The organism is Bradyrhizobium liaoningense, from assembly GCF_018130955.1.
GTDB lineage: Bacteria > Pseudomonadota > Alphaproteobacteria > Rhizobiales > Xanthobacteraceae > Bradyrhizobium > Bradyrhizobium liaoningense_C.
Genome location: NZ_JAFCJM010000108.1, coordinates 1 through 13,095, shown reverse-complemented (window position 1 = coordinate 13,095; position 13,095 = coordinate 1). Strand labels below are relative to the sequence as shown.

Genomic DNA, 13,095 nt, shown 5'->3' with positions numbered 1-13,095 from the left:
CAGATCGAGAGCAGTGTCGATCTTCCGCACTAGATGATCTTCGGGAACCGCGTCGCTGAGATGAAACTCGTAGAACAATTGACCTTGGTCACTCTTCAGACGGCCCATCATGGATCGATCTCGTCGCGATTCGCGTCAACACAACGGAATCACGCTTGCCGGCTCGCCTCAACCGACTTTTGCAACAAAATCTGTCAAAAGGCGCCCTCTTCGACATGTCCGGTTTTGGAGTAAAGCGGATCCGGCGCAAATGGGCGTAAGCCGGCTGTGCACTCCTACGTTCGCCGGCAGTCGGCCATTGGCCGGCTTCTTCCATAACTGTGAATACGCGAGCGACGCTGGGCTAAGTCCGCGATCACAGGTTAGGAGCTCGGCCGGCGACCGAGTCCTTCCATAACAAGGCATGCGCGAATAGGGCGGCGTTTGCTGACTTTGGCCGCGCTTGCGGGGACCGTTATCTGAAGAAGAGGATCGGGCAATAGAAACCTCAGCTCCATGGCCATGGAGGAGCGGTACATACAACGAGAGTCCTTACACCAACCGCCTATTATCTGGAGCGACCATGCGTCACCCGCTCCTGCACGGTCTTCTGATCGAAGGGGCGCGCCGGCTGCTCTCATTTCGCCGATCAGGTCTTCCTTGCCGTGGCACGCCCGGCAACACGCATCGGAGATTCCGGTGTTTCGCCGTACAAAAGTTGGTGTCGAGGGCGGACAACCGGTGCATCGTATCCTCCGGTGTAGGGTCCGCCTCAAACCTCCAGCCATTCCTTTCGGATCGACGCGTTGTTCGTCAGGTCCGAAGGTGTGCCCTCGAATACGATGCGACCGTGACCCATGACGTAGAGGCGGTGCGATATCCGCATGGCGATCGAGAGCTTCTGCTCCACAAGCAAAATAGCAACCCCGCGGCGCGCGATTTCCGCGATCAGGTCGCCGACCTGATGGACGATCAGGGGCGCCAGTCCTTCGGTCGGCTCATCGATCATGATCAGTTCGGGGTCGCCCATCAGCGTGCGGCACATTGTCAGCATCTGCTTCTCGCCGCCGGACATCACGCCGGCCGCGGTATCCGCACGCGCCGCGAGATTGGGAAACATTTGTAGCATGTCATCCATCCGCCACCTGCCGGGCTTGCGCGGATCCTTGATGCCGAGCATCAGGTTCTGGCGTACGGTGAGGCTTGGAAAGATATCGCGGTTCTCTGGAACGTAGCCGAGGCCGAGACGGGCAATTTGGAAGCTTTGCATCCCGGCGATGTCAGTTCCTTTGAAGCGGATGGTGCCCTGCGGCGGCACTTCCCCCATGATGGCCTTGACGGTGGTAGAACGGCCGACACCGTTTCGGCCGAGCAGGCTCACGACCTCACCCGCTTCGATCTTGAGATCGACGCCCTGGAGGATGTGGCTTTTACCGTAGTAGGCGTGGAGATTTTCGACCTCGAGCATCAGGCGGCCTCCTCTCCGAGATAGGCTTCCCTGACCTTTGGATCGGATCGGATCTGCTCCGGCGTTCCCGTCGCGATCACCTGGCCGTAGACGAGCACCGAAATGCGATCGGCCAGCCCGAATACGACGCTCATGTCGTGTTCCACGATCATCAAGGTCCGTCCTTCGGTGAGACGGCGGATCAGCGTGACGGCGCGCTCGGTCTCCGCGTGGCTCATTCCCGCGGTCGGCTCGTCGAGTAGGATGACATCTGCGCCGCCCGCAACCGTGATGCCGATTTCGAGGGCGCGTTGCTCCGCATAGGTCAGGAGCCCCGCAGGAACATCTCGCCGCGCCGCGAGGCCAATGTCAGACAGAATTTCCGCGGTCCGGTCGCGAACTTCCGGAAGATTGTCGATGTTCTTCCAGAATGAGTAGCGGTGGCCGGCGGTCCAGAGCACGGCGCATCGCAGGTTCTCCCACACGCTCATATTGGTGAAGACGTTGGTGACCTGGAAGCTTCGGGACAATCCGCGCCGATTGATCTGATAGGGCGGCAATCCGGAAATCACCTCTCCGCGAAGCTTCACCGTCCCTGACGTCGGCGCGATATAGCCGGTGATCAGATTAAAGGTGGTCGATTTGCCGGCGCCGTTGGGGCCGATCAATGCATGCCGCTCGCCTTGCGCCACGCTTAGATTCAGGTCGCGTATGATCGTGATGTTGCCGAAGCTCTTTTGGACATCCTTGATCTCGATGGCGGGTGCGGTCATGTGGAGTGTCCCTTGTCACGCGCCGCCGTCATCGCTTCATCCCAGGCATGCGCGAGCCGGATCCATGTCTTGCGCGCGACGTAAAATCCGGCAACGACCAGCACGAGGGCGGCGAGCCAGGTGATTGGGCTGGATGCATTGAAGCTTATGCCAAACGCCCTGATATTCGGGTCTTCGCCCGGGTTCACGGTGTGATGAACGACGGTTTCGATGGCGAGAACGAGGCCTGCGATCATCGCAAGCGTCGGAACGAGCGAGATCAAGTAGTACGGTACCACCTTTGCCAGCGTGCCGCCCTTGAGCAGCGGGCGGTGCATCATCAGAAGTCCCGTGATGCCGCCGGGCGCAAAGGTCACGACCGCAATGAAAAACAGGCCGAAGTAGAGTTGCCAGACCGACGTCAGATCGCTCAGGCCGAGTGACAATGCAGTCACGAATATCGCCCCGACAATCGGTCCGATGAAATAGCCGACGCCGCCGATATAGGTTGAGAACAGCACCGTACCAGACTGGACGGCGCCGAGATAGGCCGAGTTGGCGATTTCGAAGTTGATTGCGGCAAGCGCGCCAGCGATGCCGGCAAAGAAGCCGGCGAAGCAAAAGGCCAGATAGCGGATGACATGGGGGTCGTAGCCGACAAACTGAACGCGCTCCGGATTGTCGCGCACCGCGTTGCACATGCGGCCGAACGGCGTGCGGGTCAGCGCATACATCGCGATGATGGCGATCACGGTCCACGCTGCCACGAGATAGTAGATCTGAATCTGGGGACCGAAATTCCAGTCGAAGAATCGAATCAACTTGGTACGATTTGCCGAGATGCCGGCTTCGCCGCCAAAGAACGTGCGCAGGATAAGGGCTGAGGACGCGATCAGTTCGGCAACGCCCAGCGAGATCATCGCGAATGCCGTTCCGCTGCGCTGGGTCGAAACCCAGCCGAGCAGCGCGGCGAAGAACAGGCCGGTCATGCCTCCGATCAAGGGAACGAACGGCAGGGGGATCGGCAGCTTGTTGGCGCCGATCAAATTGACGGCATGTATAGCCAGAAATCCGCCGAGGCCGTAGTAGACCGCGTGCCCGAAGGACAGCAGTCCGGTCTGGCCGAGCAGGATGTTGTAGGACAGCGAAAAGATGATCGAGATGCCAATCAGGCTGAACGTCGTCAGCGCGCCGCCCGAACCGAACAGCCTCGGCAGTACCAGCAGCAGCAGCACTGTGGCAGCCCAGAGGCCATAGAACTTTATCCTCTCGCTGGGCTGAGGGTAGGGTGGTGCGACGCGTGAGGCTAGCTCGGTCATGTTTCGCGCGTTCCCAACAGGCCCATCGGGCGAAAGATCAGAATCAGCACCAGCAGCACATACGGCATGATCGGCGCGATCTGCGCGACCGTGACGCCCCAGATGTCCGAAAGCCAGCTTTGGGCGTAGTCCGGACTTAGCGGACCGAATGCGCCGGCGAGCGAGCCGTTCATCGAGACCGCAAAGGTCTGGACGAGACCGATCAGCAGCGACGCCACGAATGCGCCCGGCAGCGAGCCGAGCCCGCCGACGACCACGACCACGAACAGGATCGGTCCAAGGAGGGCTGCCATGTTCGACTGCGTCACCAGGGCAGGACCGGCGATCACGCCGGCGACCGCGGCGAGCGCCGTGCCGACGCCGAACACCAGCATGAAGACGCGCTCAACGTTGTGGCCGAGATGCGCGACCATGTGCGGATGGGTGAGGGCCGCCTGAACGATCAGGCCGACGCGCGACTTCTTGAGGACAACCAGCAGGCCGACGAAGATCGCGATCGACACCAGTAGCATGAACATTTTGTAGGCGGGGTAGTTGGTCGAGAAGATGCTGAACGCTGGAAAATCCAGGGATGGCGGAATGCGAAAGTCGACCGGGCTCTTGCCCCAGATCATCTGCACCACTTCCTCGATCGCGAAGGCGAGGCCGAAGGTGAACAAGAGCTCGGCGACGTGACCATTGCGGTGCACCCGGCGCAGGCCAAATCGCTCGACTGCGGCTCCGAGCGCGCCGGCCAGCAGTGGGGCGATGAAGAGGGCTGGCCAGAAGCCGACCCAGCGGCTGATCTGGAAACCGAAGAACGCGCCGAGCATGTAGAAACTTGCATGCGCGAAATTGAGCACGCCAAGCATGCTGAAGATGACCGTGAGGCCGCTGGCCATCAGAAACAGCAGCATTCCGAACAGGATGCCGTTGAGCGTGGAAGTAATGATAAGTTCAAGCACGACACACCACCCCCCGGGGATGAACCGACTTCGCCCCGGCGATCACCAGAGCGAAGTCACTCTGCGCGGTAACGCCGGTCAGCTCGGGCGTTCCATCTTGCAGGTGGTGGGAAGCACGGTCTGGTCTGTGTCGATCTTCGCGGCCAGCTTCCAACCCCAGCCCGTCTTCTCTTCGTCGAACGGCTCCTTCTCGGTGCGGTCACCGAAGGAGGCGATGTACATCGGCTGGAAGAACTGATGATCGTCCTTTCGCATCATGCCCTTGCCGCCGTCATAGACTTCGAATTCCATGCCTTCGAGCGCGGCTGCGACCTTGACCGGATCGAGTGATTTGGCCTTGTCCGCCGCGGCTGCAAACATCCGCATCTCGTTGACGGCACGCGGGTAGAACAGGCTGAAATTGTATTTCGCGCGCAGGGCCCTTTCAAAGGCGTCTGCGGAGGGATAGCCGAGATTTGGAATCCCCTCCGCGATCTGGAAGACCTGGTGATTGAGGTTCGCCTGCTTGATCGCGGTGGGACCACCAGTTCCGCCGGCATAATAGGTGTACCAGTTCACCTTCAGCCCCGCATCGGCAGCAGCCTTGAGAAGCAGCGCGAAATCTTGTCCCCAGTTGCCGGTGATGACGGTGTCAGCATCGGACGCCTTGATCTTCGCAATATAGGGTGCGAAGTCGGTGATTTTTAGCAGGGGATGCAGTTCGTCACCGACGATCTGGATGTCAGGTCGTTTCGCCTTCAGCATGGTCTTGGCCGCCGAGCGAACCGACTCGCCGAACGAATAGTCCTGATTGATCAGGTAGATTTTTTTGATCGATGGAACACTCTTCATGTAGTTCGTCAGCGCTTCCATCTTGATGTCGGAATTCGCATCCCAGCGGAAATGCCAGAAGCTGCATTTTGCGTTGGTGAGGACCGGATCGACCGCGGCGTAGTTGAAGTACAGGACCTCCTTGCCGGGGTTGCGATCGTTGTACTTGGTTATGAAGTCAGTGAGCGCGCCTGCAACCGACGATCCATTGCCTTGGGTGATGTAGCGCACGCCGGCGTCGATCGCCTTCTGCGCCTGGATCAGACTTTCCTGTGGATTGGTCTTGTTGTCGAAGGGAACGATCTCGACTTTCTTGCCGAGAATGCCGCCCTTGGTGTTCAGCTCCTCGGCGAGGAATTGAAAGGTCTTGAGGCCAACTTCCCCGATGCTGGCTCCGCCGCCCGAGAGCGGGTCGATGTAGCCTATCTTGACGGTCTCTTGCGCAAAAGCGACTCCGCCGAGCATTGGCAGCAAGGCTGCAAGCATCATCCAACGGCGCATAGCACTCCTCCCTCCTGGTCGATCTTTTTTCGAAGGCTTATAAAAATCGCCAACCGCAAAAAAATAGACCGGAAGACGAGCGCCTTCTCTTCAGGAGTGTTGTCCAATCATCCTGAAGCCGCAAGCGAATAAATGAAACCGCCGTTTGAACGCCGAGAGACGTGGAGTCGCAGGCGGGCTGCAGCTGGTATCCCAGCTGGGCCGCAGGGGCCGACTGGGTGCTAATTGACGGCCGGTGCCGGGGAACGCGGTCGTTCGCCATGCTGGCAATTCGCTGGGCGAGGCCGTCGTCTGGTGTGTCAGTGTTCGCGGCAATATGACCCATCCGCTGTTTCGTTCCTGCCGATGCGAGCTAGGCGTAAACGGGCGACAACGGACAGCTTGAACGCGACACCACCAAAAACAGCACTGGAACTGTCGCGGCTCCGCGTGGGGTTTTCTGTTGTGGAATGTGCGCACCCGGATCAAGAATGATGCCGGTTCACAGCAGCGTGACTTTTCGACCGTTGGAGGCTCAAATGGTAGCTAGCCCCTCACCGAACGATCCGTCCGCCCATCTCGCAAACCTGATGCATGCGGGCCAGCAATCAATGAAGCAGTTCGAGGATGCACTCGCGGCCGCGATGGGAGTGCCGGCGAAGCGTTCAATCCCCATGGGGCAGGTGTTTTCGCCTGTTGCGTTCATCACGGACATGCACCACCAGTACCTCACCGAATTCTGGCGCGCATGGAATGCAGTGCTCGTAAAGACGTTCACCTTCGGCACGCACGCGGCAATCCAGCCGGCTCGCGGCGACAAGCGCTTCAAGGACGAGGCATGGGAGGAGATGCCCTACTATGATCTTCTCAAGCAATCCTATCTTCTCGTCTCAAAGCAGCTGCACGAAATGGTCGATGAGGCCCAGGTCGATGACAGAACGCGGCTGCAGCTTCGCTTTTTCGCGCGCCAGTACATTGACGCGATAAGTCCCTCCAACTTCCCGGCTACCAACCCCGAAGTGATACGTACGGCCATCGAGACCCACACTGCGAGCCTTGCCACTGGAATCCAGAATTTGATTGCAGACATTCAGAAGGGACGGATCACGAGGGTCGACGAATCGGCGTTTGAAGTGGGCCGCAACCTTGCGGTTACGCCAGGATCGGTCGTCTTCGAAAACGACCTGATTCAGCTGATCCAGTACACGCCCCAGACGGCAGAGGTAGAGAAGACACCTTTGCTCATCGTCCCGCCGTGCATCAACAAGTACTATTTGCTCGACCTTGGCGCCGGCAATTCGTTCGTTGAATATGCCGTAGCGCAGGGCCATCAGGTTTTTCTGATCTCCTGGCGGAGCGCCGTTCCCGAGATCGAACGTCTCACCTGGGACGATTATCTGAAAAAAGGTCCGCTGAAGGCGATCGATGCAGTGAGCGACATTGCCAATGTGAATCGAGTTCACGCGCTCGGTTTCTGCGTCGGAGGCACGATTATGAGCTGTGCCGCGGGAGTAATGGCCGCGCGCGGCGAGGACAGGCTCCAGACCCTGACGCTCCTGACGACCATGCTCGATTTTACCGACACCGGCGATATCGGGCTGTTGATCGACGAGGGCTCGGTCACCTTGCGAGAGGCATTGATCGGAAATGGTGGTATCCTTCCGGGCAAGGAATTGGCTTTTACGTTCGGAACGCTGCGCGCCAACGATCTGATCTGGCGCTATGTTGTCGACAGCTATTTCAAGGGGGCGACGCCGGAAGCGTTTGACCTGTTGTATTGGGATTCCGACAGCGTCAGCCTGCCGGGGCCGATGTATTGCTGGTACACGCGCAATACGTATCTTGAGAACAAGATCAGGGAGCCGGGCAGGACGACGCAATGCGACATTCCGATCGATTTGTCCAAGGTAAGGGCGCCGCTCTATGTGCTGGCTTCGCGTGAGGACCACATCGTCCCCTGGCGGAGTGCTTTCCTGTCAAAGAATATTATTGGAAAAGATCCGCGGTTCGTGCTCGCTGCTAGCGGACACGTTGCCGGCGTGATCAATCCGCCCGCCCGCAACAAGCGCAGCCACTGGCTGAACGACGATCTGAACTGCGAGGCGAACGATTGGCTGGAGAAGGCCGAGGAGAAGCCGGGCAGCTGGTGGCCGGATTGGGATAACTGGATGAAGCGTCATTCCACCGGGCTCATTCCCGCACCGACTCTGGCGGGCAATTCAAATTACCCGGTCATCGAGCCGGCGCCGGGCCGGTATGTAAAGCAAAAATCGAACTAGGGGTCGCAGAAGAGGGGGCGCGGCCCGATGGCAACGGGCGACGTCCGCGACTATCGCTGCGGCAAAGACATGTCCGAATTGCGCGCCTTAGCCGCGCTGACGGGAGATAGTCCCAGGTGCGCCAGTGTTGGACCCCGGAGCCCCTGACCGCCAGGAAATCAGCAAAGGCCCGGCATCGCTGCCGAGCCTTCCTATTGTTGATCTCTGAATGTCGGACTTAGAAGTCCATACCACCCATGCCACCCATGCCGCCTCCGCCCGGAGGCATGCCACCCGCACCGATGTTCTTCTTCGGCACTTCGGCCACCATGGCTTCGGTGGTGATCAGGAGCGCCGCGACGGAAGCCGCGTTCTGGATCGCCACACGAACCACCTTGGTCGGATCGATGATCCCCTTGGTGACGAGGTTGCCGTACTCGCCCGTCTGGGAGTCGAAGCCGTAGGCGTACTGATCCTTTTCGAGGATCTTGCCGACGATCACCGAGCCGTCCTCGCCCGCGTTGATTGCGATCTGGCGGGCCGGGTAAGACAACGCCTTGCGCACGATCTCGACCCCGGTCTTCTGGTCGTCATTTTTGGTGCGAATGCCCTTGAGGTGCTCGGAGGCACGCAGCAGCGCAACGCCGCCGCCCGGCAGGATGCCTTCTTCAACCGCCGCACGGGTCGCATGCATCGCATCGTCCACGCGATCCTTGCGCTCCTTGACCTCGACCTCAGTCGCGCCGCCGACGCGGATCACCGCGACGCCGCCCGCGAGCTTGGCGAGACGCTCCTGGAGCTTCTCACGGTCGTAGTCCGAGGTGGTTTCCTCGATCTGTGCCTTGATCTGCGCCACGCGCGCTTCGATGTCGGCCTTCTTACCGGCGCCGCTGACGATCGTGGTGTTCTCCTTGTCGATCATTACCTTCTTGGCGCGACCGAGCATGTTGAGCGTGACGTTCTCGAGCTTGATGCCGAGGTCTTCCGAGATGGCCTGGCCGCCGGTCAGGATCGCGATGTCCTGCAGCATGGCCTTGCGGCGATCGCCGAAGCCCGGAGCCTTCACGGCCGCGACCTTCAGGCCACCGCGCAGACGGTTCACGACGAGGGTCGCGAGCGCTTCGCCTTCGACGTCTTCGGCGATAATCACAAGCGGCTTGCCGCTCTGCACCACGGCTTCCAACAAGGGAAGCAATTCATTCAACTGAGATAGCTTTTTCTCATTGATCAGGACGTAGGCATCTTCCATTTCAACGCGCATCTTGTCGGCGTTGGTGACGAAGTAGGGCGAGATGTAGCCGCGGTCGAACTGCATGCCCTCGACAACTTCGAGTTCGGTCTCCAGCGACTTGGCTTCCTCGACGGTGATGACACCCTCGTTGCCGACCTTCTTCATGGCGTCGGAGATAAACTTGCCAATCTCAGCGTCGCCGTTGGCCGAGATGGTGCCGACCTGGGCGATCTCGTCGTTCGAGGTGACCTTCTTGGAGTTTTTGACGAGGTCGGCGACCACGGCTTCCACAGCCATGTCGATACCGCGCTTCAGATCCATCGGGTTCATGCCCGCGGCAACCGACTTGGCGCCTTCACGGACGATCGCGGCCGCGAGCACGGTCGCGGTAGTGGTGCCGTCGCCGGCCGCGTCAGCGGACTTGGAGGCGACTTCGCGCACCATCTGGGCGCCCATGTTCTCGAACTTGTCGTCGAGCTCGATCTCCTTTGCGACGGTGACGCCGTCCTTGGTGATGCGGGGAGCGCCGAACGACTTGTCGAGGACGACGTTGCGACCCTTCGGACCGAGCGTGACCTTCACCGCATTGTGGAGGATGTCGACACCGCGGAGCATGCGGTCGCGGGCATCGACGCCGAATTTGACTTCTTTGGCTGACATGGTGGATTTCCCTGAGTTTATGACTTGGTCTCACCCCTTCGTGAGATGCGCCCGGCTGGCGCCCCTCAGGGGTGAGCGGTGCGGGCAGTGCATTAGGCGGCTTTCTTCTTCGAAGCGGGAGCTTCGAGCACGCCCATGATGTCGCTTTCCTTCATGATCAAGAGATCCTGGCCGTCGATCTTGACCTCGGTGCCCGACCACTTGCCGAACAGGACGCGGTCGCCGACCTGAACGTCGATTGGGATCAGCTTGCCGCTCTCGTCGCGGCCGCCGGGGCCGACGGCGATGACTTCGCCCTGCGAGGGTTTTTCCTTGGCCGTATCGGGAATGATGATGCCGCCAGCGGTCTTCTCTTCTGCGTCGATGCGCTTGACCACGACGCGGTCGTGAAGTGGACGGAATTTCATGCGCTCCTCCTATTTTCTAGTCGCTTTTGTCTTGGATGAAATAGCAGTCGAAGCTAGCGAGTGCCAACCGCTCCGGAAATAAGCCGGCCTGGCCAGCATGCAAGACAAAGCCGCGAAGGATTCGAAAATCCGTCGCCCTCAGCGGTCCGTGGAGGCCCATTCAGAGAGCCACCTAAAGGAGCCCCTGGAATGAAATCTTGGCTTGTCGGAGGAAGCCGCCGCGGAAATGCAGGGCCGGCTTGTACCGCCTGCCCAGGTTTGTTGTTTGGCTTTGCCATCCAATGGCTAGCCGGGTCGGGTTGCGCGCGTCTTGAAGAGCCTGTTCAGGTACTATGGTGCCGCGTCCGACGGCAGTCTAGACCCGCGACGGTACGCGGAGAAGCCGGGAAATGCTATCCCTCTCGCCTACCGAGAGCACCTGAGATGCAGCGGTAGAGCAAGTTCTTTTCTAGATTCTCTCCCTCCGCCAGCCCACCAAAATTACTTCGTACTTCATGCTGGAGACAGGCCGGAAATGCGGCCGTTTTCCTGCTGTTTTCACCAACGGAGAATTCCCATTCCCCCATCCAACTTGGTGCTGGATAGATCTGGAGAACCGAATTTTCTCCGAATCTTAGAACTGGCAAAAATGGTCTAGTACGGGATTTTTCGGAAGATCAATGGGTTATTAGGGCAGCGGTTTGAATCTCTCTCCCTCAACCCAATAAAGAGAAGCGGCGGGACTGCGCGCAGACAGGAGCTTCGCGGCCAGGTGCAGGCCGGCAGCGGTATGTCGGCCCCAGCCAGCAAGCAGAACGATCCGACCGAAATAATTGCCAAGCTCAGCGCGACACTCGAGAACATCTTCATCTGGTGCTTCTTCCTCGCCGTCGTCGAGCTCGCGATCACCATACAAGGCGACCGCTATCACCAGGCGGAAGCCGTGCGCACGAAGCGCTTGCGGCTGTATGAATGCTGTCACCGTCGGGCGACTACCGCTTTTTCCAGAGGAATTTCAATCTGCGTTCCCAAAGTATGGCGCGTCAAGACGGCTGAAACGCTCCGTTTTGGCTACGGCCTTTGGGCCGAGAGGGCCAGCAGAAGCAAAGCCATTGTGTGCCGTTCGCACCGGAACTCTCGTCGGACGACGAAAATGGCACGAGGTCAAGAGCGGTGTGAGCGAAGCTCAGACAGAGTTCATGATGTCGTGCATGCGCTCGGTTCCCCGCAACCATGGTCGTGTCCAAGCATTGACTTACGTCGTTCGCGATCTCGACTAACTTTTTCCAAAATCGCGCGGCGTGCTTGTCCCAATGACAAGAAGAAAGCCGACACCGCAGCGCCCCTTGGCAATTGCCAAAGAACGGCTCGCTGTGTGTCGCATGTTCGTCACGCTGGCGCAGTTGGCGCGTAAGATCATTCAAATCGACGGCAGCGAAGTCGTCGCCGACGCGGACATCGGCACTGTGCTGCTCATCATGGCCGCCGTGATGATCGGCCACGCCGAACAACGCCCGATGAACAAAAGCAGCGTGGCGGCGTTCCTCGACCTGCCGCGCACAACGATCGGGCCGAAGCTCGACAAGCTCGTTGAGGTCGGCGCACTCGTTTGCGAGCAGGATCGCTACTTCTTTCTGGAGCCAGAGCGCGCTATTCATCCGCCGGAACGTGACGTGAGGCGGTGGACATCTGCCGTCGCAAAAACGTATGAGCAGCTAGTCCCCCTTTTGACCGATCTCGACACTAAGGGATTTGGCTCGAAGCGTCGCACGAGCTAAGAGAGCACAATCCACTTTGATTGGTGGAAGGCACTGAGCACCAATGCATCACACCGCACATATCGAGGTTCGACTATGCAGAGGCCGCTGCAACGCGGCCCGATCGCGCACCTTTTGCGTAAGCGGGCCATCGTTACCAAGGCGCAAGCCGAGTTGGAATACACCTTCCGATCAATCGGTTGGCGCGAGCCGTTGATCGCCCATTCGAAGGATGGCGAGCCGACCTATCGCTGTCGCATCTGCGCCGCCAACGTCCGCCCGAAACACGCACAGTGGCGCACGTTCCACGAATGTGCGGAACACTTCCGCGCGGAACACACACGATCATGATCGCTAGACACCTCCCTATGGGCGCAAACAATAGGACCGTCGAAGTAATGAGCGCCCCGACTTGGAAGGTCGGTCAGCGCGTGGCCCGACCAAGCAGCAACGAGCTTGGCACCGTGGTCGAGATCACGCGCGACCAAATGAAGATCAAATGGGATAGCGGTACGACAAGCTACCACCCTCCAAATGTTCAGGCCACGACGAGCGCCGCGCGCTATCGAAGCCGACAAACCACGGAAGACAAGGCCCTGAACATCGGCGAACCAAGATGCGATATTCCAGGGTGACCTGCCGCGCAGGTCTGCTTTACCCGTAAGAGCCGACATAGCACGCGGCTCTATCTTCCTTCTCGGAGCCGCGCGTCACGATCTTGAGCGCATCATCCGACAACGGCGCTGTAACGTCTTCGCCTCATCCTACGGCGCGCGCATTCATACCTCGCGCTCCTGGTCGGTCGTCAGTTGTCAGGAAGCTATAGACAAGGTGCGGCAAGGATCGGATTGGACTTCGTGCCGCGCGGTCGCCCGGCGCCCGCGACGTGCGTTTGTATCCTAATTCCCACACTTGCGACCAAAAGGGCGTCTGTTTGTCGCTTTTCGAACAGACAGGCCAAATCCGCTCGGTTCCAACTCCACTATTGGAAGTAGTGACCTTGCCCCACGGGCTTAATCCAGTTTGAAGTTCGTTCTGGCCCACGACAAGGACCAGAGCATGAAGCGCAGTC

General features: G+C 59.5%; 11 protein-coding genes. 4 read left to right on the top strand and 7 right to left on the bottom strand.

Features of this window, described 5'->3' with window-relative positions:
* Positions 1 to 751 precede the first annotated feature (751 nt).
* The 5 genes from JQ632_RS38095 to JQ632_RS38075 form a co-directional block, all read right to left on the bottom strand.
* Positions 752 to 1,447 (bottom strand): ABC transporter ATP-binding protein, encoded by a 696-nt coding sequence (locus JQ632_RS38095; RefSeq protein ID WP_212407855.1) that lies wholly within the window; start codon positions 1,445 to 1,447, stop codon positions 752 to 754.
* Positions 1,447 to 2,199 carry an ABC transporter ATP-binding protein gene (locus tag JQ632_RS38090; protein ID WP_212407854.1) on the bottom strand — a complete coding sequence of 251 codons (753 nt, stop codon included), beginning with the start codon at positions 2,197 to 2,199 and terminating at the stop codon, positions 1,447 to 1,449. The genes JQ632_RS38095 and JQ632_RS38090 overlap by 1 nt, the downstream gene beginning before the upstream one ends.
* Positions 2,196 to 3,497: a branched-chain amino acid ABC transporter permease gene (locus JQ632_RS38085; protein WP_212407853.1), complete on the bottom strand. Its 1,302-nt coding sequence runs from the start codon at positions 3,495 to 3,497 to the stop codon at positions 2,196 to 2,198. The genes JQ632_RS38090 and JQ632_RS38085 overlap by 4 nt, the downstream gene beginning before the upstream one ends.
* Positions 3,494 to 4,441, bottom strand: a complete 948-nt coding sequence (locus tag JQ632_RS38080; RefSeq protein ID WP_212407852.1) for a branched-chain amino acid ABC transporter permease — start codon at positions 4,439 to 4,441, stop codon at positions 3,494 to 3,496. The genes JQ632_RS38085 and JQ632_RS38080 overlap by 4 nt, the downstream gene beginning before the upstream one ends.
* Before the next feature lie 78 nt (positions 4,442 to 4,519).
* The gene (locus JQ632_RS38075; RefSeq protein ID WP_212407851.1) at positions 4,520 to 5,752 is read right to left on the bottom strand and encodes a branched-chain amino acid ABC transporter substrate-binding protein; all 1,233 of its coding nucleotides are present in this window, start codon (positions 5,750 to 5,752) and stop codon (positions 4,520 to 4,522) included.
* A 518-nt stretch (positions 5,753 to 6,270) separates the two neighbouring features.
* On the opposite strand from JQ632_RS38075, the gene JQ632_RS38070 reads away from it, so the two are divergent.
* Entirely contained in the window at positions 6,271 to 8,010 is a 1,740-nt protein-coding gene (locus JQ632_RS38070) for an alpha/beta hydrolase (protein WP_212407850.1), read from the top strand.
* Positions 8,011 to 8,227: 217 nt separating this feature from the next.
* Here JQ632_RS38070 and groL read toward each other — a convergent pair whose 3' ends face one another.
* Both groL and groES read right to left on the bottom strand, forming a co-directional pair.
* Positions 8,228 to 9,880: a chaperonin GroEL gene (gene groL, locus JQ632_RS38065; RefSeq protein WP_212407849.1), complete on the bottom strand. Its 1,653-nt coding sequence runs from the start codon at positions 9,878 to 9,880 to the stop codon at positions 8,228 to 8,230.
* A 92-nt stretch (positions 9,881 to 9,972) separates the two neighbouring features.
* Positions 9,973 to 10,287 carry a co-chaperone GroES gene (groES, locus tag JQ632_RS38060; protein WP_212407848.1) on the bottom strand — a complete coding sequence of 105 codons (315 nt, stop codon included), beginning with the start codon at positions 10,285 to 10,287 and terminating at the stop codon, positions 9,973 to 9,975.
* A 1,361-nt stretch (positions 10,288 to 11,648) separates the two neighbouring features.
* Here groES and JQ632_RS38055 point away from each other — a divergent pair.
* From JQ632_RS38055 to JQ632_RS38045, 3 genes are all read left to right on the top strand, one after another.
* The gene (locus tag JQ632_RS38055; protein WP_212407847.1) at positions 11,649 to 12,044 is read left to right on the top strand and encodes a hypothetical protein; all 396 of its coding nucleotides are present in this window, start codon (positions 11,649 to 11,651) and stop codon (positions 12,042 to 12,044) included.
* 75 nt (positions 12,045 to 12,119) lie between these two features.
* Positions 12,120 to 12,374 (top strand): hypothetical protein, encoded by a 255-nt coding sequence (locus JQ632_RS38050; protein WP_212407846.1) that lies wholly within the window; start codon positions 12,120 to 12,122, stop codon positions 12,372 to 12,374.
* Positions 12,375 to 12,421: 47 nt separating this feature from the next.
* Positions 12,422 to 12,658, top strand: coding sequence for a hypothetical protein (locus JQ632_RS38045; protein ID WP_212407845.1), 237 nt, complete (start codon positions 12,422 to 12,424; stop codon positions 12,656 to 12,658).
* Positions 12,659 to 13,095: the final 437 nt, after the last annotated feature.